Origin of the sequence: Anaeromyxobacter sp. SG66 (assembly GCF_022690805.1) — a bacterium.
Classification (GTDB): domain Bacteria; phylum Myxococcota; class Myxococcia; order Myxococcales; family Anaeromyxobacteraceae; genus Anaeromyxobacter; species Anaeromyxobacter soli.
In genome coordinates, this window is sequence record NZ_JALCZC010000035.1 from 20,747 (window position 1) to 43,345 (window position 22,599).

Sequence of the window (22,599 nt, forward strand, 5' to 3'; positions counted from 1 at the left end):
TCAGCGCCGGCGGCCCCCGCCGAACATGGAGCCCAGGATCCCGCGCATGATCTCGCGGCCGATCTGGGTCCCCGCGGCGCGCATGGCGCTCGTGGCCATCTTGCCGAGCATGTCGCCGGCCTGGCCGAGCGCGCCCGCGTCCTGCCGTCCGCGCGGCGCACCGCCCGCGGGCCCGGGACGCTCCCCCTCTGCCTCCCGCTCCGTCGCGCGCCGCTGCAGCCGCTCGTAGGCGGACTCGCGATCGACGGGGGCGTCGTAGCGGCCGCGCAGCGGCGAGGCGGCCATCACCTGGGCGCGCTCCTCGGGCGTGAGCGGCGAGAGCCGCGAGCGCGGCGGCACGACGAGCGCGCGCTGCACCGGCGCGGGCGTGCCGCGCGCGTCGAGGAAGGACACGAGCGCCTCGCCCACGCCGAGCTGCGTGATGGCGGCCTCGACGTCGAGGCCGGGGTTCGCGCGGAAGGTCTCCGCCGCGGCGCGCACGGCCTTCTGATCGCGCGGCGTGAAGGCGCGCAGCGCGTGCTGCACCCGGTTGCCGAGCTGGCCCAGCACCGCGTCCGGCACGTCGAGCGGGCTCTGGGTGACGAAGTAGACCCCCACCCCCTTCGAGCGGACGAGCCGCACCACCTGCTCGATCTTGGCGCGCAGCTCGTCCGGAGCGTCCTCGAAGAGCAGGTGCGCCTCGTCGAAGAAGAACACGAGCCGCGGCTTCTCCGGGTCGCCCACCTCCGGGAGCTGCTCGAACAGCTCGGAGAGGAGCCAGAGGAGGAGCGTCGCGTAGAGCTGCGGGGAGCGGACGAGCCGCTCCGCGTGGAGGACCGTCACCTGCCCCCGGCCCGAGAGGTCGGTGCGGAGCAGGTCCTCGAGCGCGAGGGCCGGCTCGCCGAAGAGCCGGTCGGCGCCCTGCGACTCGAGCGCGAGGAGCGCCCGCTGGATCGCGCCGACGCTCGCCGAGGAGACGTTCCCGTAGCGTGCCCGCAGCTCGGCGGCGCGCTCCGTGAGGTGCTCCAGCATCGCGCGCAGATCCTTCACGTCGAGGAGGAGGAGCCCGCCCTCGTCCGCCACCCGGAACGCCATCTGCAGCACGCCGGCCTGGGTCTCGTTGAGCCCGAGCACGCGCGCGAGCAGCAGCGGGCCCATCTCTGAGATGGTCGTCCGCAGCGGGTGGCCGGCCTCCCCGTAAACGTCGAGGAAGACGACCGGGCTCGCCTCGGGAGTGAGGGCGAGGCCCAGCTCGCGGGCGCGCTCCGCGAGCTTGGGCGAGTCGCCGCCCGGGCGCGCGAGCCCGGAGAGGTCGCCCTTCACGTCGGCGAGGAACACCGGCACGCCGAGGCGGCTGAAGCCCTCGGCGAGGACGCGCAGGGTCACGGTCTTGCCGGTGCCGGTCGCCCCTGCGACGAGGCCGTGCCGGTTCGCGAGCGCCGGGAGGAGCAGGAGCTCCTCGGTGCTCTTCGCGACGAGGATGGGAGCGGGAGGGGCCATCCCCCTTCTTTACCGCTCCGCCCCCGGCGGCGCGATCCTCCGGACGTCCTTCGGCAGCTTGAGCTCGAAGGCGGAGTCGGCGAGCCCGGCGTTGCGCTTCACCTTCTCGAAGCGGATCTCGTTCACGTTGCCGGCCCCGTCCACGACGCGCGTGGCGCGCACCTCGCCGTCGGGGCCCACCGTGAGCGCGATCGACTCGACGCGCGGATCCTCCTCCTTGGGGCGGAGCAGGAGCGCCCCCGCGCCGTCCACCGAGAGGTGGAACTCGCGGGCGAGGTCGCCCTTGCCGAGGAGGAACGTGACCGCCGCGCTCATGGCGGTCGCGTCGAAGTGCTCGTCCACGTAGGCCTGGTTCTCCTCCGGCTCGTACTGCACGAGCCGCGAGCCCTTCACCGCCACGGTCTTCGGGGAGGGCGTCTCGTAGTCCCAGCGCATCATCCCGGGCTTCTTCACCCGGAGCGTTCCGGCGGAGACCTGGCGCCGGCCGAAGCCGGAGTAGGTGTAGGTCTGCTGGAAGCGCGCCTCGAGATCGCGGGTGCGCTCGTAGAAGGTCTGGACCTTCTTGGCGAGCGCGCCCGCGTCCGCGGGGGGCGGGGCGGCGGCGAGGAGCAGGGCGGCGAGGGCGGCGATCATGGTGAGCTAGATAGCAGACGGGCGGCGCGCGGGCGGCATTCACGGCCGCCACCCACACGCCTTGACGGCGCGGGCGCCCCAGGTGATCCTCCCCGGCTCGATGCGCGCCCTCCTCGCCGCCCTCGCCCTCGTCGCGCTCTCCGCCTGCACCGAGCCCTGCCAGGAGCTCGCGAACCGCCTGTGCGAGTGCGCCGGCGGCGGCAGCGCGCGCGACGCCTGCCAGCGCGGCGCGGAGGACCGGCTCTCCTCGGTCGGCGCGGGCGACACGAAGCAGAAGCAGTGCGACGCCTGGCTCGGCACCTGTCACGCGCCGCCGGACACGAAGTTCTGCGAGTGGATCAACACCACGGACGCCAAGGCGGCCTGCGGGATCTCGCTCGAGCCTGCCACCACGCCGTAGGCCACGTCCGGGAGGCGCGCTCAGCGCTCAGGCAGCCCCAGCATCACGCGCCTTCCCGCGGTCGGAGCGACCTCCCCCTCCGCGAAGCGCCCGGCGATCCGCTCGCCGCACTCGGCGCAGGCGCCGCCCCTCATCCGCACCACCCGCACCGCGTGCCAGTCGCGCTCGATGACGCGCGCGCCGCAGCGCGGGCAGTAGGTGGTCTGGCCCTCGGGGTCGTGGACGTTGCCGGTGTAGACGTGGCGGAGCCCCGCGGCGCGGGCGATGGCGCGCGCGCGGGTGAGCGTCGCGGGCGGCGTCCGCGGGCGGTCGAGCAGCTTGTAGTCGGGGTGGAACGCCGTGAAGTGCACGGGCACGTCCGGGCCCATGTGTTCCGCCACCCAGTCCGCCAGCCGCCGCGTCTCGTCAGGCGCGTCGTTCAGGCCCGGGATGAGGAGGTTCGTCACCTCGACCCAGACGTCCGTCTCCCGCGCGAGCCAGGCGAGCGTGTCGAGGACCGGCGCGAGGTGCGAGAGGGTGATGCGCGCGTAGAAGTCCTCGGTGAACGCCTTCAGATCCACGTTCGTGGCGTCCATGTGGCGGAAGATCTCGGCCCGCGCCTCGCCGGCCACGTAGCCGCTCGTCACGAACACCGTGAAGAGCCCGCGCGCGTGCGCCTCGCGGGCGACGTCGATGGCGTACTCCGCCCAGATGATGGGGTCGTTGTAGGTGAAGGCGATCCCCGGGGCGCCGCGCGCGATGGCGAGGTCCACCACCCGCTCCGGCGTCCACGCGTCCTCGGCGGCGCGGTCGTCGAGGCGGGCCTTGGAGATGTCCCAGTTCTGGCAGAAGCGGCACCCGAGGCAGCAGCCCGCGGTGCCGAAGGAGAGGACGCTCGAGCCGGGCAGGTAGTGCGCGAGCGGCTTCTTCTCGATGGGATCCACCGCGAAGCCGGTGGAGCGGCCGTAGCCGGCGGTGAGGAGGCGGCCGCCCTGGTTCTGGCGGATGAAGCAGAACCCGGCCTGCCCCTCCCCGATGCGACAGGCGCGCGGGCAGAGCGTGCAGAGTACACGCCCGTCCGCGGCGGGCTGCCAGTGACGCGCCTCGTGGAGCATGGGAGGATCGTAGCCGGCCGGCCAGCATGGGGCAGCGGGCGGGCCGGCGGGGCCTCGCCCGCGGGTCCGCCGCCCCGTCGGCCTGCGGCGCCTGGCGTCCGCGCGCTCGATCGACGCGCATGGCGGTGCTATCTGTCGAGGACGGCCCGCGCCGCTCGCGCGGGCCTGCCATTTTCGAGGACCGCCCAGTGACCTTCCGCGAAGCCATCGACCGCCGCCCCCTCGTGTTCGACGGCGCGATGGGCACCCAGATCCAGCGCCACCAGCTCACCGCCGCGGAGTTCGGCGGCAAGGAAGGCGCGAACGATCTCCTCACCCTCACCCGCCCGGACCTCGTGGAGGACATCCACGCCCGCTACTTCGCGGTCGGCTGCGACGTCGTCGAGACGAACACGTTCGGCTCCTCGCGCCTCAAGCTCGACGAGTACGGCCTCGGCCACCGGACCTACGAGGTGAACTTCCGCGCGGCGATCCTCGCCCGCCGGGCCGCGGAGCGCTTCCACGGCCCCGAGCACCCCCGCTTCGTGGCCGGCTCCATCGGGCCGACGGGCATGCTGCCGTCCTCCTCGGACCCGGCGCTCGGGAACATCACCTCCGACGCGCTCGAGCGGATCTTCTTCGAGCAGGCGAAGGGGCTCGTGGAGGGCGGCGTCGACGCGATCATCATCGAGACCCAGCAGGACATGCTGGAGCTGCGCGCCGCCGTGCTCGCCGCCGACGCCTGCCGCAAGGAGTGCCTGCGCGACGTCTTCATCATCGCCCAGCCGACCCTCATCGACGCGAACGGCCGGATGCTGCTCGGCACCGACGTCGCGAGCGCGCTCGCCACGCTCGAGCGGCTGCCGGTGGACGCCATCGGGCTCAACTGCTCGACCGGCCCCGCCGAGATGCGCGCCTCGGTGCGCTACCTCGCGGAGCGGTCCTCCCACTACGTCTCGGTCCTGCCGAACGCCGGCATGCCCGAGAACGAGGACGGGCACGCGGTCTACAAGCTCTCGCCGGACGCGCTCGCCGAAGCGCTCGCCGGGTTCATCGCCGAGTACGGGGTCGAGATCGTGGGCGGCTGCTGCGGGACGACGCCCGAGCACATGCGCAAGGTCGTCGAGCGGGTGCGCGGCCTGCGCGCGCCGCGCCGGTCCCGGCCGCGGGCCGCCGCCGAGCTGTCGAGCGCCATGAAGGCGGTCCCGCTCGCCATGGAGCCCCGGCCGCTCATCGTGGGCGAGCGGCTCAACAGCCAGGGCTCGAAGAAGGTGAAGGAGCTGCTCCTCGCCGACGACTACGCCGGGCTCGTGCAGATCGCGCGCGGCCAGGTCGAGGCCGGGGCCCACGTGCTCGACGTCTGCGTGGCGCTCAACGAGCGCGACGACGAGGGCGCGCAGATGCGCACCCTCGCGAAGCTCCTCGCCCAGTCGGTGGACGCGCCGCTCATGATCGACTCGACCGAGGCGGACGTGGTCGAGGGCGCGCTCAAGGTGTACCCGGGCCGCTGCATCGTGAACTCGGTGAACCTCGAGAAGTCGGGCGAGCGCGTGAAGCGGATCCTCCCGCTCGCGCGGCGCTACGGGGCGGCGGTGGTCGCGATGACCATCGACGAGAAGGGCATGGCCCAGACCGCCGAGCGCAAGGCGGAGATCGCGCGGCGGACGGTGGCGATCGCGCAGGACTACGGCGTCCCGCCGGACAGCCTGGTGTTCGACGCGCTCACCTTCACGCTCGCCACCGGCGGCGAGGAGTACCGCCGGAGCGCGCTCGAGACGCTCGAGGGCATCCGGCGCATCAAGGCGGAGAACCCGGGCGTCCTCACCACCCTCGGCGTCTCGAACGTCTCGTTCGGCCTCGCGAAGGGCGCCCGCGAGGTGGTGAACTCGGTCTTCCTCTACCACGCGGTGCAGGCGGGCCTCGACCTCGCCATCGTGAACCCGAAGGACATCCGCCCCTACCCCGCCATCGTGGAGGAGGAGCGCGCGCTCGCCGAGGACCTCCTCTTCGACCGCCGCCCCGACGCGCTCGCGCGGCTCATCGCCCACTTCGGCGCGAAGGGCGCGCCCGAGAAGGCGGCGGTGGACCCGCTCGCCGGCGCGGGCGGGAAGAGCGCGGAGGAGCGGATCCACCTCCAGATCCTGCACCGCCGCCCGGAGGGCATCGAGGCCCTCATCGACGACGCGCTCACCCGCCGCTCGGCGGTCTCGGTGCTGAACGAGGTGCTCCTGCCGGCCATGAAGGACGTCGGCGACCGGTTCGGCGCGGGCGAGCTCATCCTCCCCTTCGTGCTCCAGTCGGCGGAGGTGATGAAGAAGGCGGTCGCCCACCTCGAGCAGTTCCTCGAGAAGAAGGCCGGCTCGACGAAGGGCACGGTCGTGCTCGCGACCGTCTACGGGGACGTCCACGACATCGGCAAGAACCTCGTGAAGACCATCCTCTCGAACAACGGCTTCACGGTGCACGACCTCGGCAAGCAGGTGCCGGTCGCGACCGTCATCGAGAAGGCGGTCGCCACCAACGCCGACGCCATCGGCCTCTCCGCCCTGCTCGTCTCAACCTCCAAGCAGATGCCGTTCTGCGTGGAGGAGCTCGCCCGGCGGAACCTCGCCTTCCCCATCATCATCGGCGGCGCGGCCATCAACCGGCGCTTCGGCTACAAGACCCACTTCACGCAGGGCGGAACGCCCTACGCGGGCGGCGTCTTCTACGCGAAGGACGCCTTCGAGGGGCTCGAGCTCGTCGAGCAGCTCGTAGACCCGGCGAAGCGCGACGCGCTCAAGCACGGGGTGCTGCAGAAGGCCATCGCGAACCGCGACCTGCCGGCCTCCCCGGCGCCGCCGCCCGCGCCCACGAAGCGCGGGTCGTCGGTCGCCGCCGCGTCGCGCATCCCCGCGCCGCCGTTCTGGGGCCCGCGCGTGGTGCCCGCCGGGGAGATCGCGCTCGCCGACGTGTGGCCGATGCTGGACCTGCCGGAGCTCTTCAAGCTGCAGTGGGGCGTGAAGGCGAAGGGCGAGGAGTACGAGAAGCTCATCCGCGAGGAGTTCGGGCCGAAGCTCGAGGAGCTGAAGAGCGAGGCCCAGGCGCAGGGCTGGCTCGTGCCGAAGGTGGTCTACGGCTACTTCCCCTGTCACGCCGAGGGGAACGACCTCGTGGTGCTCGACCCCGTGCACCGCAAGGCGGAGGTCGCGCGCCTGAAGCTCCCGCGCCAGCCCGACGACCGGAACTTCTGCATGGCGGACTGGTTCCGCGAGGAGCGCGGCTCCGACGTGTGCGCCTTCCAGGTCGTCACGGTGGGTGACCAGGCCACCCGGATCGCGCACGAGGCGCAGGAGCGCGGCGACTACACCCACGCGCTCTTCCTGCACGGCCTCGCCGTCGAGACCGCCGAGGCGATGGCGGAGTACTGGCACCGCCAGGTGCGCAAGGAGCTCGGCCTCCCCGACGGCCAGGGCAAGCGCTACTCGCCGGGCTATCCATCCTGGCCGGACCTCGCCGACCAGCGTCAGGTCTGGAAGCTGCTCGAGCCCGACCGGACCATCGGCGTCTCGCTCACCGAGGCGAACCAGATGGTGCCGGAGGCGTCGACCTCGGCGATCGTCCTGCACCACCCGGACGCGATCTACTTCCTCGTGCGCGGGCTGGAGCGGGTGGCGGGGTAGACCGCGGGCCGGTCACATATCGGGACAGAACAGCCGGGCGGAGAGGTTTCGCAGCCGCGCACGTCACTGCCCCCCGACCGGCTCGAGAGGAGACGGAGCATGGACCGATTCACCGGCGGTTGCCTGTGCGGCAACGTCCGCATCGTGGCATCGGGACGCCCGTACCGCGTCGGCATCTGTCACTGCCTCGACTGTCGCAAGCATCACGGGGCCCTCTTCAACGCTTCTGCGGTGTTTCCTCAGGATGCGGTGACGATCGAGGGCGAGACCGGCGACTACGCCGGTCGGTTCTTCTGTCTCCGCTGCGGCTCGTCCGTCTTTGGACGCACCGCAGACGAGGTCGAGGTGAACCTGGGATCCCTGGATGCCCCGGACCAGCTGATGCCGACCTACGAGAGCTGGATCGTCCGTCGCGAGTCCTGGTTGCCGCCGTTTCCGCTCACGAGACGGTACGACCGCGATCGTGGCGGCACGGGTCGCTCCGAGGAATAGGTCGCACCAGGGAATCCGGATAGAGACGTGACCGTCGCGTTCCGCGATTCGGCCGGATCGTTCGCGCGACGGAACTCTGGGTCGGGCGTGCGCGCCGCTGGGTCGGGCGTGTGCGCGTGCGCGTATCCGCGAAGGTGGGGTGCGGTCGGTCTCTGTCGGACCCCGCTCCAGGAGTTCGGCGCCCTTGGAGCCGATGGGCCCGCGCACGCCGCTCGGGCCCGGAGCCCGAGCGAGGGGACGGCCCGATATCGCTCGTAAACTGGTAGTGAATGGTCGCATTGACATGCTGAAACCGCGCTCCCTAACATCGCGGCGTCTTGTCGCAGGCCGTGGCCCTGTGGCGCGGCACGACCCGGACCCGAGGGAACGATGTTCACGTCGTCGCCAGAGCGCGCTCTCACCGACGAGGCCTCCGCGTCGTCGGGCGACGGGAGCTCGCGGCCGCGGTGCAGCGCCCTCGTTCCGCGAGGCGGCCCATGACGCTCCCGGAGCAGCTCCGTGCCATGCCCGAGGTGCGAGGTGGCGTCCTCGGCGACGCGCGCGGGGCGCTCCTCGACGCGTCGCCCGGCACGCCGGCCGCAGCGGACCTCGCCGCGGAGACGGCCGCGGCGCTGAACGCGCTCACCGCCGCGGGCGAGGCCGCGAAGCTCACCCGGCTCGAGTCGGTGCTCCTCAAGTGCACGGGCAGCGCGATCGCGATCGCCGCCCGGGCGGACGGGTTCCTCCGGCTCGCCCTCGACCCCTCGAAAGCGACCAAGGCCGTGGAGGCGGCGCTCCACCAGTGGTCGCGCGAGGCCGTCGCGGTGCCCGCCCCGCGGCTCACCCGGCCCACGCCGCCTCCGGTTCCCGCGCCGCCCGTCGCGAGCGGCGCGACCGGCGGCCAGGCCGCGTCGGCGTCCGCGCCGAAAACCCGCTCGGCCGCGAGCGACCGCTTTGCGGCCCTGCGCCGCGCGATGGTGCGCGGCCACCTCAGCGAGGCCGTGACGCTCGCGTCCGCGCTCGGCGAGCGTCCGCCCTCTGCTCCGGCGCGCGCGGGGAACGAGCCCGTGGACCGCGCCGCGCTCGACGCCACGCTCGAGAGCCTCCTCGAGGGGGTCGGGAGCATCCTCGCGGGCGATGGCATCGGGGGGGAGCGGGCGCTCCGCGAGCTCACCGTCAGCGCGCAGCCGAACCTCTCCTTCCGCTGGCTCGCCCTCTACTGGAGCGCGCGCGCCGCGCTCAAGAGCGGGAGCCTCCCCGCGGCGCGGGCCCACGTGAAGGAGGCGCTCCCGCTCGGACGCCAGCTCGACCTCGAGTCGAGGGCGGTCACGGAGTGGCTCGCGGGCGACGTGCTCTCGCAGGACCGCGACGCGTCGCGCGCCCTCGCCTGGTTCGCCGACGCCCGCGCGCTGTTCGAGCGGCTCGGGGACGCCTGGGGCGCGGCGCAGGTGTCGCTCTCCGAGGCGCGCACCCTCGCCTCGCTGGAGCGCGAGCATGAGGCCGCCGAGGCGGCCTCGCGCGCGTCGGCGCTCGACGCGGCGTGGGACGAGCCGGCGGTCTTCCTCGCGCGGCGGGCGCTCTTGCGGGATGACGTCGCCGCGGCGGAGAAGATCCTCGAGGCCGTGGAGACGCCGGCCGCCGACCGCGTACGCACCGTGATCGAGGCGATCCGCGGCGACGCCGTCAGCCGCGCGGACGCGAGCGAGTACCTGCGGGAGCACGACGCGCCCCCGAGCGCGCGCGCGATCCAGGCGCTGGGGCGCATCGCGAACGCGTGGCCGCGGTTCGTCCCCGCGCGCGACGCGCTCGCGTGGATGCTGCTCAAGGTCGGCAAGTACGCGGAGGCGGGCAGCGTGTTCCGCGGCCTCCTCGGCCAGCCTCTCGCCCCGGGCGATCGCGCCTCGGTGATGCTCGGGCTCGGGTGCATCTCGCACGCGCAGCGGCCGGCGAGGGGTCCCGCGGCGCTCCGCGCCGTGGTGGCAGCGGCTTCCGTGGCGTCCCCCGCCGCGCCGGCCGCGCCGCGGGAGCCGCCGCCCGTCCCTCAGCTCTCCGGGTCCACCCTCCTCGCCCGCGGCTCGCAGGCGCTCGGCACGCTCGACGCGGTGTTCTCGGGTCGCCTCAGCGTCTTCGCCTTCCCCGACCTGCTCGAGTTCCTCCGCAGCGCCAGGCGCACCGGGCTCCTCGTGTGCAGCAGCGCGCGGGGCGTCGCGGCGCTCAGGCTGCGCGACGGCTGGATCACGGGCGGCGCCTCCCCGGGCACGCCCAGGGTGGGAGAGCTGCTCCTCCGCGCGCGGAAGGTCTCGCCTCTCGCGCTGCACGCCGTGCAGGACGAGCCGGACCCGGTGATCGGCGAGGTGCTCGTGCGCGAGGGCATCGCGGACGCCGCGGCGGTGAAGGAGGCGCTCGAGCAGCAGGTCGCGCTCGCCATCCGCGAGCTCGTCGGCTGGACCGACGGCGAGTTCGCGTTCAACCGCGAGCCGGAGGGAGGCGAAACTTCGGCACAGCTCTCCGTCGCGCTCGATCCCCAGGCGGTCCTGCTGAACGTGTTCAAGGAAATGGACGAGCAGGCCCGCCCCGCCGCGAGCGGCGTGGAGCTCTAGGTCTCCTTCGCATGAACCGGACCTCCCCCACGGACGAGCCCCGCGGTCCCGAGCAGGAGGACCTGACGCGCCTCGTCGGCGTGAAGCTCGGGAACTACCGGCTCGAGCGGCTCATCGGGCGCGGCCGGATGGGGGTCGTCTACCTCGCGAAGGACGAGGCGCTGCTCCGCCCCACCGCCATCAAGATCCTCTCGTGGAGAGTCGCGGACGCGCAGGGCCACGACCCCGTCCAGTGGTTCCTCACCGAGGCCCGCCTCGTCGCGCGGATCAACCACCCGCGGGTGGTCCAGATCTACGGCGCCGCGAGGCACGGCGATCACTGCTACATCGCGATGGAGTACGTGGTCGGCTCCTCCGCCGAGGCCGTGGTCGCGGCGCGGGGGCGGCTCGCTCCGGAGGTGGCGACGGACATCCTCCTGCAGGCCGCGGCGGCGCTCGAGGCCGCTCACCGCTCCGGCGTCATCCACCGCGACGTGAAGCCCGCGAACCTGCTCGTCGGCGACGGCGGCGTCACGAAGCTCGGCGACTTCGGGATGGCCCTCGGCTCGGCAGAGCTGCGCATCGGCACCGCCCACCTGCGCGTCGGCACGCCCTACTACACCGCTCCCGAGATCTGGAGCGGCGCCGCGGCCACGGCGGCCTCTGACATCTACTCGCTGGGCGCGACGTACTTCCACCTGCTCACCGGCCGCCCTCCGTACCCGGGTCCCGACGTCGCGGCGGTCGAGCAGGGCCACCTCCGCGAGCGCGTGCCCGACGTCCGCGCCCTCGTGCCGAGCCTGCCCGCCTCGTGCGCCGCCCTCCTCGCTCGCGCGCTCGCGAAGGCGCCGCGGGAGCGGCACGCGTCCGCGCAGCTCCTTCTCTGGGAGGGGAGGAGGGTGCTGCAGGACATCGCGGCGGCCGGCGGGTCGCCCCGCTCCGCAGCCCCGATGACGGCGCGTACCTCGTCGGCGCGGGCGCAGCCGCCCGCCCCCTCCACTGCCCCGGCGCCGCGCCTCCTCGCGGAGGCGCTCGGGTTCGTCCACCGCCCGTTCGTGGGCGGCGACAAGGCCGGCGGCCCGCGCGGGGGCGAGCCGTTCGCGGCGATCCGGCGAGAGCTCACCGATGCCGTCGGCGACGAGGGACGGCTCCTCGTCGCGCTCACCGGTCCGGGCGAGAGCGGGCGCACCACGCTGTGCCAGGAGCTCGCGCGTGAGCTCGCCGGCGAGCGGCTCACGCTCGTCGTGGCCGCCGCGCCCGGTGTCGATTCACGCGGCCTCGTCCAGGGCATCTGCCGCGCGGCGGGGATGGCGGAGGAGGCGTCCGAGGAGGCCTGCCTGGACGCGCTCGTCGAGCGGTTCGTCGAGGAGCAGCGCCGCCGGGCGACGCCCCTCCTCGTGCTCGACGGCGTGACCGCGGCGCCGCCCTGCGCGGCGGGGGTGGCGCGGGTCCTCGAGGCAGCGCGCTGGTCCGGATCGTTCAAGGTCCTGCTCGCGGGCGCGCCCGGGCTCGTCGAGGCCCTCGCTCGGGGTGGCATCGAGCTCCCCGAAGGGCGCGGCCCGGAGCTCGCGGTGCCGTCCCTCGATCCCCAGGTGATCGGGGCGTACGTGCGGGGCGCCATCGACGCGGCGCTCGCGCGCGGGGCCCCTCCCATCGTGGTCTCGCCGGACGCGGTGCTCCTCCTCGCGCTTCGCTCGGACGGCGTCCTCGGCCGGGTGGACTGCATCGCCGAGAACATGCTGGTGCTCGCCGCCGCGGAGCGGCGCCGCGTCCTCCGCTCGTGGCACGCGTGGGTCGCGTCCGACGAGGAGCGCTGGTCCGAGCGCGCCGCCGCGGCGCTGCCTCGGCAGCCGGACCGCTGGCCGCCGCCCGAGGTCGCCGACGTCATCGACGCGTGCCGCCGTGGCGCGGGCCTTCCTCCCTGGCCGCGGGGAAGGACGTCGCGAACGTGAGGACACCGATGCGAACCAGGCAGTCGCACTGCGGAACGGCCGGCCTTCCGTCGCAAGGAGCGAGCCCATGTCGGACCTGACGCTGATCAGCGGTCTACCCGAGGTGAAGAGCGCCGTGCTCGGCGACCTCGCCGGCACGTTCCTCGACGACGTCGAGGAGCCGGATGGGGAGGGCGTGGCCGCGGTGATGGGGTTCTTCGCGAGCCTCGTCGGCCAGGTGGGCAGCGAGCTCGGCCTCGGCGCCCTCGAGCGCGTGTCGCTCGCGGGCGCGACGGACGCTCACGCCGTTCTCTTGCGCGGCGGCCACGTGATCGCGGCTCGCGTCGCGCGCCCGGCCGCGCTGGCCGCGATCGAGAAGGCCTGGGACGACGCGCTCCAGGGGCGGAGGTGACCATGGACACGATCCTTCAGTCGCTCCTCGACCTCCCCGGCGTGAACGCCTCGCTCGTGTTCGACGCGGACGGGCAGCTCGTCGCCCATCGCGGCCGCACGATCTACGACCGCGACCTGTGCCAGCAGGTGAGCGGCTGGCTCGTGAAGGCCGTGGACGCGGTCCAGCTCCAGCAGGGCGACTGGGAGTCGATGACCGCCCAGTTCGCTGACGGCAAGCTCCTGCTGCGCAGCCTCGGCCTCTCCCGCGACGGGAAGAGCCACGTCCTCGCCCTCGTGGCGGACGCCGCGCTGAACCCGTCGTTCGCGACGGTCGCGATCCGCGTGGCCACGGCCAAGCTGAAGAAGGCCCTCGAGGGCGGGGGAGCGGCGTCCTCGTCGCAGACCCTCGGCGGTTCCGCGGCGCCGCCGCCGGCCGCGTCCTCCTCGGTGCTCCCCTCCGACTCGAAGCCCGTCCTCGCGAACTCCGGGCTGAGCTGGTCGAAGGTCTCGAGCAGCGGCCTCTCGCGGATCGCCGTCGCCGACCCCGCCTCGGCCGCGTTCCTGTCGCGCTGCGCGAAGGAGCTCGCCCGGTACGTGGGGCCGATCTCGAAGGTTTACGTGGAGGAGGGCGTCCACCGCGTCTCCCCGGAGCACCCGTTCGCGCTCGCGGCGTCGCGCGCGCTCGTCGACGACCTCGCCGCCCAGATCGAGGACGCGGCGGACCGCGCCGCGTTCCGCGAAGCGCTCGACGCCGGAGACCGGCTCAGGTTCCGCACGCTGGAGAAGAAGCCCTAGCGCAATTCACCCGCAGGCGGGTCGCCTTGGCGGCGGCCCGGGAGGTGAGTCGATGTCCATCGTTCGATCCGTGCGCGCGAGCCTCGCCGCCACGATCTCGCTGAAGCTCGCCGCGCTCGCCCTCGTCCTCACCGCGATCGCGGCCACCGTCATCACCGTCGGGCAGACACGACGAATGGAGGAGCTCACTCTCGAGAAGGCGCGCGTCGCCGCCTCCCTCGGCGCGCGGCAGTACGGCAGCTTCTTCGACGACGCCATCGACAGCGGCCAGCTCACCGTCGCCGACGTCTTCGACCAGAGCTACACGCCCATCAAGGGATACGACTGGGGCCCGCACCCCAAGTTCCACACGCGCTACGACGCCATGACGGATCGCGCCGTGCTCGTGTTCGAGGACAAGGTCCTCGAGCAGGAGGACTTCGTCTTCGCGGTGGGCGTCGACGAGCGCGGTTACCTGCCCACCCACAACACCCGCTACCAGAAGCCGCTCACCGGAGACGCCAAGGCGGACCTCGTCGGCAACCGGACGAAGCGCATGTTCGACGACCCGGTGGGGATCGCCGCCGCGCGCAACGTGCAGCCCTCGTTCCTGCAGGAGTACCAGCGCGACACCGGCGAGACGATGTGGGACGTGTCCTCGCCCATCTACGTGAAGGGGAAGCACTGGGGAGGGTTCCGGGTGGGCGTGTCGATGGAGCGCATCGGCGCGCACAAGCGCCAGCTCCTCCTGTCGCTGCTCCTCGTCTTCGGCGGCTTCGCGCTCGTGACGATCGGGGCCATGTTCGTCGTCGTGCGGCGGGCGATGCGGCCCGTCGTGGCGCTCACCGAGACGGCCGATCGGATCAGCCTCGGCGAGGCGCTCGACACGCCCATCAAGTCGGACGCGGTCGACGAGATCGGGCAGCTCACGAAGACCATCGATCGCCTGCGCGTCAGCATGAAGGCGGCGATGGCACGGCTCGGCCACTAGGCGCACGAGGAGAATCGACCATGGTGCCCATGTCCCGCACGCGCTTCGCGATCGTCGCCCTCTCGCTGGCGGCCGCCTCCCCGGCCCTCGCGGGCGAGCCGCGCCCCAGCGTGATCCCGGCCACGGTGACGTCCGCCGACGGCCTCACGGCCCAGGAGCGCGAGATGCTCGACCTCGCGACCCACTTCGCCGCGCGCTGCGCCGCGGCCCTGGACCGCTGGATCGACAAGGAGGTCACGAAGGAGCGGCTGTTCAGCTTCCTCTACTACCCGATCCCGGCGACCGATCCCCCGAAGTTCACCACAGAGTGGGACCGCCTCTCCGATCGCGACATCCTCCCCATCGAGGAGAGCGTCCTCGCGAAGTCGGCCGTCATCCAGTTCGCGGTGATGGTCGACCGGAACGGCTACCTCCCCACGCACAACCAGCGCTACTCGCAGCCCCTCACCGGGAACCTCGCGAACGACCTCGTGAACAACCGCACGAAGCGGATCTTCAACGACCGGACCGGCCTCGCCGCCGCGCGGAGCGAGGCACCGTTCCTCATCCAGCGCTACCAGAGAGACACCGGCGAGACCATGGCGGATCTGTCCGTGCCGATCTTCGTCCGGGGGGTCCACTGGGGCGCGGTGCGGATCGGTTACCGCGCCGTCGATTCGCGCTGACGGGAGGCGTCAGCGTGCCGTACGGGCGGCGCCGGTCATCGACCGGCGCCCTCGCCTGCGCTGCCGCCCGCGGCCGTCGCCCAAAACGGAAAACTCCACCAAGAGTTCCAGCATTCGGTCCGTGGGATCGCCGCTATTGCCGCTGGTCCTGGGTGCGAAGGGGCGTAGACCGCCGGAGGCGTGATCATCGCGGTCCGCGATTCGGCCGGATCGGTCGCGCGACGGAACTCTGGGTCGGGCGTTTAGTCCCTGATGGGCGCGCGGGCACCCACTGTCGACGGCGCTCGCCCTCGCGTCACGACGGAGTGGGGCGAGGTGTTACGACTCGCGCATCGCGCTCTCCTTAGTTGAGGGCCGTGAGGATCATCGACCACCAGACGTCCATCTCCGCGCGCTTACCGCCTAACAGCTTGTCTATGTCCCCTCGGAGATCAGACGCTCCCGTGCAGCGGAAACCGCCGCCGCATAGACTGGCTGCAGCGGCTCTGCGAGCGCCCGCTCGAGTTGAGCTTCGACCTCCCAAAGAACCTTCTGCTCTGCCTGATGCTCAGTCGGGAGGCCGCTCCTGCCGTCTTCTCTGCTCAACCACTCGAAAAGGACTAGCGCCTGGTCATGGGTCAACGAGAGCATGACCCCGGATTCGGTCTTCATCAGAAGAGCCTCCCGTTGGTGAGGACGCTTTCGACCTGCTCCGCCCCGAGCCGCCAGCCGCTCACGTAATTTCCAGCGGGGTCGGCAATGACGTTCAGTCCGGTCTGCGGGTCGAGATAGTGGGTGACCGGATTGCCTCGGTACGTGCCCGTAATCGCGCGAACACCGGGCCTGTTGATGTGCTGGTTCAGAAGACCCCACCCAGAGTTCCAGTATTCGGTCCGAGGGATCGCGCTTCGGCCCTGCACGGTAACCGCCCGGGGATCGACGTCTGGCGGGGCTGACCGGCCGGGCTGATGCTCCTCCGTTCACGACGGAGGACGGCATGGCCGAGCAGGATCGGACGCGGTGGACGAAGCTCGTCGCAGACTTCGAGTCGAGCGACCTGACGCAGCGCGAGTTCGCGACGGAGCGCGGGATCTCGCTCAGTCACCTGCGGTACTGGATCTACCGGCTCCGCAAGGAATCGCGTCCGCTCGTGACGGAGGCGGCGAAGTCGTCTGATCAAGCCCCCGCGCAGGGGAGCGCCGAGAAGGGCTCGCGTCTGCTGCCGGTGCGCGTGGTAACGTCCGCGGCGAAGCCGCGGACCACGGTGATCGCGGCGGCCCCTGGCGACGATCTCCTCGAGCTGGCCCTCCCGTCCGGCGTCCGAGTCCGCTTCCCCGCGGGAACGGATCTCAGGTACCTCCGGGCCCTCGCCGCGGCCCTGTAGCCCGTGATCACCATCCCGCGGTCCGTCCGCATCTTCATCGGGAAGAACCCGATAGACATGCGGAAGTCCATCGACGGCCTGATGAGCGTCGTCCAGGAGGAGCTCCGGCAGGACGCCTACTCCGGGCACCTGTTCGTCTTCCTCTCGAGGCGGGCGGATCGGGTGAAGATCCTCGCCTGGGACAAGGGCGGGTTCGTCCTGCTCTACAAGCGGCTCGAGCGCGGGCAGTTCAAGCTGCCGCACATCGGGCAGGACACGATGGCTGTCGAGATCGACTCGACGCAGCTCGCAATGCTGCTCGACGGGATCGAGTTCGGCCGCGTCCGACGTCCCGCGCACTGGGAGCCGCCGTCCCAGGCGGATCGTCCGACCAGCCGTCCCATGGACAAGCCGATCTGATTGTGATCGAACATGGTTGATGGGGAGCGGCGACCACGACTGCGAGTGGCGCGAGCAGGCCGAGAGCCTCGCCATCCAGCTCGACGCCGCCCAGAAGACCATCGCGGCCCAGGCGCAGACGATCCAGGCTCAGAGCGAGTCGCTCTCGACGTTGAGCGAGCAGTTCGCCTCGGTGAAGGACACCGTCGAGAAGCTCCAGCGGCACGTCTTTGGAAAGCGGTCGGAGAAGATCACGCCGCTCGCGACGGCGATCCGCGACCCCGCGCGCGCTGAGGCCGACCGCATCGCGGCCCTGCAGACCCGTCGGGAGAACGCGGAGAAGAAGCGCCAGCTCGTCACCCGCAAGATCGAGCACAAGGTCCGCGAGGACCAGAAGGTCTGCCCGAAGTGCGGCGGGCACGAGTTCTCGAAGCTCGGCGACGGCGCGATGAGCGAGCTCTTCGAGCTCGTCCCCGCCATCGTCGAGCGGCAGCTCCACATCCAGGAGAAGCTGCGCTGCAAGTGCGGCGAGACAGTCATCACGGCGGACGGGCCGACGAAGGTCTTCGACAAGGCGCGCGTCGGCCCGACCTTCATGGCGCAGGTCGCCGTCTCCAAGTGCGCCGACGCCCTGCCGCTCCACCGCCAGGCCAAGGCGTACCGCCGAGTCGGCGTGCAGGTGAACGACTCGACGCTCGGCGACTACTTCCACAGGACCGCCGAGATCACGAAGCCCATCTCCGACCGGCTGCTCGATGTGATCGCGGAGAAGGAGATCGTCCTCGCCGACGAGACATCGCACCGCGTGCAGGCGAAGGGGAAGACGCGGCGCTCCTGGCTCTGGAGCTTCATCGCAAAGGACGAGGACGAGCGTGAGATGATCGCGTACGTCTTCTCGCCGAGCCGCTCGAGTGAGACGCCCGACCGCGTGCTCGAGGGCACCGCGGGTAAGCTCGTCGCCGACGCGTACAAGGGATACGACCGCGTCACCTTGCCGGGCCGGCGCGTCCGGGCCGGCTGTCTCGCGCACGTCCGGCGAAAGTTCTTCGATGGCCAGTCGGTCGCGCCTGACGCCGCGATACAGGCGATGGTCTTCATCCTCGAGGTTTACAGGATCGAGCGCGCCGCACTCGATGCCGATCTCCTCGGCACGCCCGAGCACCTCGAGATGCGCCAGACCGAGAGCCGCGCGGTGATGGAGAACTTCAAGGCGTGGCTCGACGCCGAGCGTCCGCGGCACCCGCCGAAAGGACCGATGGGCGAGGCGATCAGCTACGCGGTAGGCCAGTGGGACGCGCTGACGCTCTTCCTCACCGACCCGCACCTTCCCATCGACAACAACGCCTCCGAGCGCGCGCTTCGTGTCGCCGCGCTCGGCCGTAAGAATTTCCTCTTCGTGGGCACGAACGAGGCCGGCGAGAACCTCGCTGGGCTCTACTCGCTCATCGCAACGTGCGAGGCGAACGGCGTGAACCCGGTCGACTACCTCGCCGACGTGCTCATCCGCGTGCAGACCCATCCGGCCTCGCGGATCGACGAGCTGCTGCCGTACCGGTGGAAACCTGCCGCCCCTCAGTGATTGCCTCGCGGGCGGAGGCCATGTACGCCTGCGGGACATGGCCGCGACGAAGAAGAAGATCTACCAGCTCAAGGTCACGCTCCAGGACACGGCTCCCGCCGTCTGGCGGCGGCTCCTTGTCCCAGCCGAGATGACGCTCGCGAAGTTCCACGCCGTCCTTCAAGACGCGATGGGGTGGACCGATTCGCACCTCCACTGCTTCGAGACTTGGTCGGGTCGCTACGGGATGTTCGGGATCGAGGAGGACGCCGACGACCTCAAGGATGAGCGAAAGGTGAAGCTTGCGGCAGTCCTCCCGAGCAAAGGGGCGCGCCTGCTCTATCGGTACGACTACGGCGACGACTGGGAGCACCTCGTGGACCTCGAGGACGTTCTCGAACCCGATCCTCGCCACCACTACCCGCTCTGCGTTGATGGGAAGCGCGCATGCCCTCCCGAGGACTGCGGGGGCACGACTGGCTACGAGGAACTGTGTCGCGTACTCAAGTCGCCGAAGGACGAGGAGCACGACAGCATCGTCACCTGGCTCGGCGGGTACTTCGACCCGGCGGGCTTCGACGCGAACGCCGTGAATCGGGCCTTCCGCTTCGGTCGGCGATAGCCGTTCGCAGTCAACACGTCGGCCGCCGGGCGGTTACCCTGCACGTCGCGGTCGCTGGCTTCAGTGCAGAAGCGGGCGCAGACCGCCGGAGGCGTGATCGTCGCGGTCCGCGATTCGGCCGGATCGTTCGCCCGACGGAACTCTGGGTCGGGCGTTTCGGGATCCCTTTGGTCACGACCGGCTTCGGCGAGGAGTTACGAATTACGCGTACTCGACGTCGTCGGCAAGATCGTAATCCGTGCCTAGCTTCAGGCGTTTGTCTTGAGAGGCGGATCTGTCCATCCTTACGTCGTGACCCGTGCGAAAGAGCGTGCCGCCGCAGCTTGGGCATGTCTGTGAATCGCTGCTGGGCAATGATACGCGCGAATCGTCGCGTGCTTGTTCGCCCACGACTGACCGAAATACACCGTCAAGGATCCATCCAGACCAGCCGCACGGGTTCTCGCCCAGCGCGCACACGGCGAATGCGAGCCAACAGAAGTCCGGCACTTCTCCGGGGCCGGACTCAATGAGCGTTTCAAAGCGCTTCGGAAGCTTCATAATAGGTGCTCAGGGTACCACGGCATTCACAGGAATAGTGGGCCATAGGGCCGGAAACAGAGACGGCGCGAAACGTACGACACGGTATATCACATAGCCGGCCCCAATCGTAGCTGCCGCTGCCTCTGCTGCCCGTAGGGATTCAGCCCGTTTGAGATCGGGCGAGCCCGGCAGCAGGTTCCCGTATCGGTCCCATCTGTTGTTCGAAGATTCGTCATCCCAGTGTCCGTCTTGCTTTCCCTTGCCACGATCGACACCTGTCCCGTGAGATCGATCGTCCCATGTCACTTTGCGATCACCCTTTCCTTCCCAGTAGCCTTCCGGGTTCCATTTCGGTTTCTTGCCCACCGCCTCCTCTGGCGGACCTTCATCCGGCCATTTGCCGGGCGGCGATTTTCCGGGTTTCCTTGCCTCGAACGTGGTTGGAATCCTAGACGCTCCATTAGTGCTCGTCGCGCGGACTGACGATGTCCCTTGCTCCCGACTGGACGGTGCGGCCGCAGGCTCATATTCCACGGAGCCCTGCTCGCTCTGAAGCGCGATCTGCTGCGCGAACTTTGCGCGGCTTGCCGTGTCCCCTGGGAATTGAGCGTCGTAGCAGGCGGTCACCGTCAAACGTCCTGTGTTGTTATCCCGCTCGACGACTCGCCACACGCTCCCATCCTGGATTATCGAGACCGTCATCGAAGGGGCGCTCTCAATTGCTGCGAGGCCCGTCGGGTCTGACGAGTTGACTGGGTCGCCGGCGACGTATGCGTACCTGAGGCGGTCGACAATGTCAGACTGTATAAACAATCGCGCCTTGGTGTCATAAACACGAGTCTTCAGATAAATGAGCGATCCGCTTAACAATAAAGCATTGGTGTAACCCAGCTCTGAGCGCGTCGCCTCGGTCTCGTTCGTTACTGCATCGAGGGCACCATATGCGTCGTAGCGGTACGCCGCCCCCACAACTCCGCCGCTGAGGCTCGTCGCGATCACCGTCCCGAGGCGCGTCCGGTAGTAGTAGAGCGTCCGCGACGGCTTCACGCTCGCGATCCGCGTCCCCGCGAAGACGACGTGGGCGTCCAGCTCGACCGTTGACAGTTGCGGCGTGCAGCTCGCGCCGCACCCCGGCGCGCCGCGCGCGGTGACCGTTGCGTACTCGCCGACATAGAAAACGAAGCGCTCGCCGATCTGCCGGTACAGGAGCTCGCCGCCTGGAGCGTAGTACAGGTTCTCGCTCTCTCCGGCGCTCCGCGTCACGGACGTGAGGTGGCCGAGGAGATCGTACGCGTACGCCGTCGTCCCAGCGCTCGTCGGCGGCACGGTACCGGACGACGTCATGGCCACGGCCCGGTCCAGCAGCTCTCCGGAAGACGTCGACGCGTAACCGTACCGCTCCGTCCAGGAGTAGTCCGTCCGCGCGTTCCCGCTCGATGCATCGCGAGTTGTGGCGATGCCATCGAGATTGCCGATGCCGTTGAACACGAACGCCGCCGTCCAGTCCTGCGTCAGGTCGCCCACCGTGCTCGTCGGTGTCGCCATCGCGTTCTGCAGCCGGCCGCTCGAGAGATACGCGTTCTGGTACCTCGTCCCGGTCGCCGCGTCCGAGTAGCTCGCGAGCTTCGCGCCGCGGTACGTCGCGTCCACCGCGTCGGTGCGGTAAATGTCCTTCTGCGCTTCGAGTGACGTCCCGACGCAGCTCACGTCGTTCGAGAACCGTTTGCACTCGCGAACGAGCGCTCCGCTGTTCGCTCCGTACACGCGCGCGCTCACCACGCGGCCGTCGTCCGCCCTCATCACGGGCACGCGCCCGAGCGCATCGTACGCACCGTAAACGTTCGTACCCAGGACGGCCTCGTAGATCTTCGCCGACGTCCCAGCGATGTCCGTCCCCCCGCAGTCTGCGCGGTACGAGCCCGACAGCACCACTGGGCGCCCAGCGGAGTCGTACTCGACCTTGTAGCGGAAGATCCGGGAGGCGTCGAACGGGTTCACGACGCAGGAGTCGAGCACACGGCCGTCCGCCCCGTAGGTCGAGTTCACCGTGAAGCGCTTCGACTGGCCGAGCGGCCCGAACCACTGGTCTCGGCGGGACACGCGCCCCGCGTCGTCGTACGCGTACGCGACGAAGGTATTGCCGTCTCCGTCGAGCGTCCAGGAGAGCTTTCCGGACACGAACGTGTAGTCGGGCCCGTAGCCCGTGTCGTAGTGGTTCTGGGCGAGCACTCGCTCCGTCGTGACGCCTCCCGGATACGTGACCTCGCGGACCTCCGTCACGCGCCCGAGACCGCCCGCCCCGTACACGTAGGCGATTCCTTCCTTTGTGTTGGGGTCCTTCGTGACGAACGAGAGCCTGCCTGCCTCGTCATACGTATTCGTCTGCGCGACGGTCGGGAAGTTCGCGTCCCAGGTCTCGACGACCTGTCCCGCGAGGTTGTACTTGATCGTGCTCACCGGGATAGGCGTTCGGATGCTCCGCGATGCGCCTTCGCGCCACGAAGCGACTTCCCTCCCCATCACGTCCCGCTCGATCCATGTGAAGTTACCGTCGCCATCGATCGAGCCGAGTTGCTCACCCCCAGGACCGGCGAGCGTCACGCGAGGCGTCGAGCCTCCGATCGCGTTCACGTCCGGGGGGATCACCTCCGTCGCGACGTAGAGGCCGTAGGTACCGCCGGAGATCGTTCGGATCGTCGTCCGGGTCTCCGTCGCGAGTCGGAACCGCGACGTGTTCGACGAGTCGGAGACGCAATCCGCTGCCGGCCCGGGCACCTTCCCGGCCGTGATGACCTGGTACGAAGTGCACCAGGCCGCTCCGCGTCGGGTGTAGCCGAACGAGGCGAGTTGGTCGTCGTACGTCGTGATCGTCCCCCGCACCACGGGAACGGCCCCGTCCACGGTGTAATCCACGAAGGATTCGCCGTCCGCATAGAACGGTTCGAGCGACGCGCGCTCACGGCCGGCTCCGTCCAGCACTAGAACGCCGACCGGTTTGAAAAGGATCTCATCACGCGGCCTTTCGCTGGATCGTCTCGAAGTTCTGAATGGCGCAGGCGCGGCGTAGGTCGAAGAGGTTCTTGCGGACGCCGCGGTAGCGAGCGC

Annotated in this window: 19 protein-coding genes; 13 read left to right on the top strand and 6 right to left on the bottom strand. The window is 70.6% G+C overall.

Annotated features, from left to right (window positions below):
- Together MNZ39_RS11935 and MNZ39_RS11940 are read right to left on the bottom strand one after the other, a co-directional pair.
- The gene (locus MNZ39_RS11935; protein WP_242338686.1) at positions 1-1,479 is read right to left on the bottom strand and encodes a helicase HerA-like domain-containing protein; all 1,479 of its coding nucleotides are present in this window, start codon (positions 1,477-1,479) and stop codon (positions 1-3) included.
- 9 nt (positions 1,480-1,488) lie between these two features.
- A complete protein-coding gene (locus MNZ39_RS11940) occupies positions 1,489-2,112 on the bottom strand; it encodes an outer membrane lipoprotein carrier protein LolA (protein WP_242338688.1) in 624 nt (207 codons plus the stop codon).
- 61 nt (positions 2,113-2,173) lie between these two features.
- On the opposite strand from MNZ39_RS11940, the gene MNZ39_RS11945 reads away from it, so the two are divergent.
- Positions 2,174-2,512 carry a hypothetical protein gene (locus MNZ39_RS11945; RefSeq protein WP_242338690.1) on the top strand — a complete coding sequence of 113 codons (339 nt, stop codon included), beginning with the start codon at positions 2,174-2,176 and terminating at the stop codon, positions 2,510-2,512.
- A 20-nt stretch (positions 2,513-2,532) separates the two neighbouring features.
- Here the strand turns inward: MNZ39_RS11945 and amrS are convergent, their stop codons facing one another.
- The gene (amrS, locus tag MNZ39_RS11950; protein ID WP_242338692.1) at positions 2,533-3,606 is read right to left on the bottom strand and encodes an AmmeMemoRadiSam system radical SAM enzyme; all 1,074 of its coding nucleotides are present in this window, start codon (positions 3,604-3,606) and stop codon (positions 2,533-2,535) included.
- A gap of 188 nt (positions 3,607-3,794) precedes the next feature.
- On the opposite strand from amrS, the gene metH reads away from it, so the two are divergent.
- The 8 genes from metH to MNZ39_RS11990 all read left to right on the top strand — a co-directional run bounded on the left by metH (position 3,795) and on the right by MNZ39_RS11990 (position 15,051).
- Positions 3,795-7,247 (top strand): methionine synthase, encoded by a 3,453-nt coding sequence (gene metH, locus MNZ39_RS11955; protein WP_242338694.1) that lies wholly within the window; start codon positions 3,795-3,797, stop codon positions 7,245-7,247.
- A 99-nt stretch (positions 7,248-7,346) separates the two neighbouring features.
- Entirely contained in the window at positions 7,347-7,739 is a 393-nt protein-coding gene (locus tag MNZ39_RS11960) for a GFA family protein (RefSeq protein ID WP_242338700.1), read from the top strand.
- Between the two features lie 476 nt (positions 7,740-8,215).
- Entirely contained in the window at positions 8,216-10,318 is a 2,103-nt protein-coding gene (locus MNZ39_RS11965) for a DUF4388 domain-containing protein (RefSeq protein WP_242338702.1), read from the top strand.
- Between the two features lie 11 nt (positions 10,319-10,329).
- Positions 10,330-12,249 carry a protein kinase gene (locus MNZ39_RS11970; RefSeq protein WP_242338704.1) on the top strand — a complete coding sequence of 640 codons (1,920 nt, stop codon included), beginning with the start codon at positions 10,330-10,332 and terminating at the stop codon, positions 12,247-12,249.
- 67 nt (positions 12,250-12,316) lie between these two features.
- Positions 12,317-12,640, top strand: a complete 324-nt coding sequence (locus tag MNZ39_RS11975) for a hypothetical protein (RefSeq protein WP_242338706.1) — start codon at positions 12,317-12,319, stop codon at positions 12,638-12,640.
- 2 nt (positions 12,641-12,642) lie between these two features.
- Entirely contained in the window at positions 12,643-13,416 is a 774-nt protein-coding gene (locus MNZ39_RS11980) for a roadblock/LC7 domain-containing protein (protein ID WP_242338708.1), read from the top strand.
- 52 nt (positions 13,417-13,468) lie between these two features.
- The gene (locus MNZ39_RS11985; protein ID WP_242338710.1) at positions 13,469-14,386 is read left to right on the top strand and encodes a HAMP domain-containing protein; all 918 of its coding nucleotides are present in this window, start codon (positions 13,469-13,471) and stop codon (positions 14,384-14,386) included.
- A 20-nt stretch (positions 14,387-14,406) separates the two neighbouring features.
- On the top strand, positions 14,407-15,051 hold the full coding sequence (locus MNZ39_RS11990; RefSeq protein WP_242338712.1) for a hypothetical protein: 645 nt from the start codon (positions 14,407-14,409) through the stop codon (positions 15,049-15,051).
- 414 nt (positions 15,052-15,465) lie between these two features.
- On the opposite strand, the gene MNZ39_RS11995 is transcribed toward MNZ39_RS11990, so the two are convergent.
- On the bottom strand, positions 15,466-15,702 hold the full coding sequence (locus tag MNZ39_RS11995) for a hypothetical protein (protein ID WP_242338713.1): 237 nt from the start codon (positions 15,700-15,702) through the stop codon (positions 15,466-15,468).
- Positions 15,702-15,950: a colicin D domain-containing protein gene (locus tag MNZ39_RS25100; protein WP_374109396.1), complete on the bottom strand. Its 249-nt coding sequence runs from the start codon at positions 15,948-15,950 to the stop codon at positions 15,702-15,704. Before MNZ39_RS25100 ends, MNZ39_RS11995 begins: the two co-directional genes overlap by 1 nt.
- A gap of 77 nt (positions 15,951-16,027) precedes the next feature.
- On the opposite strand from MNZ39_RS25100, the gene MNZ39_RS12000 reads away from it, so the two are divergent.
- The 4 genes from MNZ39_RS12000 to MNZ39_RS12015 are packed head-to-tail and all read left to right on the top strand — an operon-like array spanning position 16,028 to position 18,972.
- Positions 16,028-16,414 carry an IS66 family insertion sequence element accessory protein TnpB gene (locus MNZ39_RS12000; RefSeq protein WP_242338715.1) on the top strand — a complete coding sequence of 129 codons (387 nt, stop codon included), beginning with the start codon at positions 16,028-16,030 and terminating at the stop codon, positions 16,412-16,414.
- A 3-nt stretch (positions 16,415-16,417) separates the two neighbouring features.
- Positions 16,418-16,813, top strand: a complete 396-nt coding sequence (gene tnpB / locus MNZ39_RS12005; protein WP_242338716.1) for an IS66 family insertion sequence element accessory protein TnpB — start codon at positions 16,418-16,420, stop codon at positions 16,811-16,813.
- A gap of 19 nt (positions 16,814-16,832) precedes the next feature.
- On the top strand, positions 16,833-18,371 hold the full coding sequence (locus tag MNZ39_RS12010) for an IS66 family transposase (protein WP_242338718.1): 1,539 nt from the start codon (positions 16,833-16,835) through the stop codon (positions 18,369-18,371).
- 37 nt (positions 18,372-18,408) lie between these two features.
- Entirely contained in the window at positions 18,409-18,972 is a 564-nt protein-coding gene (locus MNZ39_RS12015; protein ID WP_242338719.1) for a plasmid pRiA4b ORF-3 family protein, read from the top strand.
- 549 nt (positions 18,973-19,521) lie between these two features.
- Here MNZ39_RS12015 and MNZ39_RS12020 read toward each other — a convergent pair.
- Positions 19,522-22,473, bottom strand: coding sequence for an RHS repeat-associated core domain-containing protein (locus tag MNZ39_RS12020; RefSeq protein ID WP_242338721.1), 2,952 nt, complete (start codon positions 22,471-22,473; stop codon positions 19,522-19,524).
- Positions 22,474-22,599: the final 126 nt, after the last annotated feature.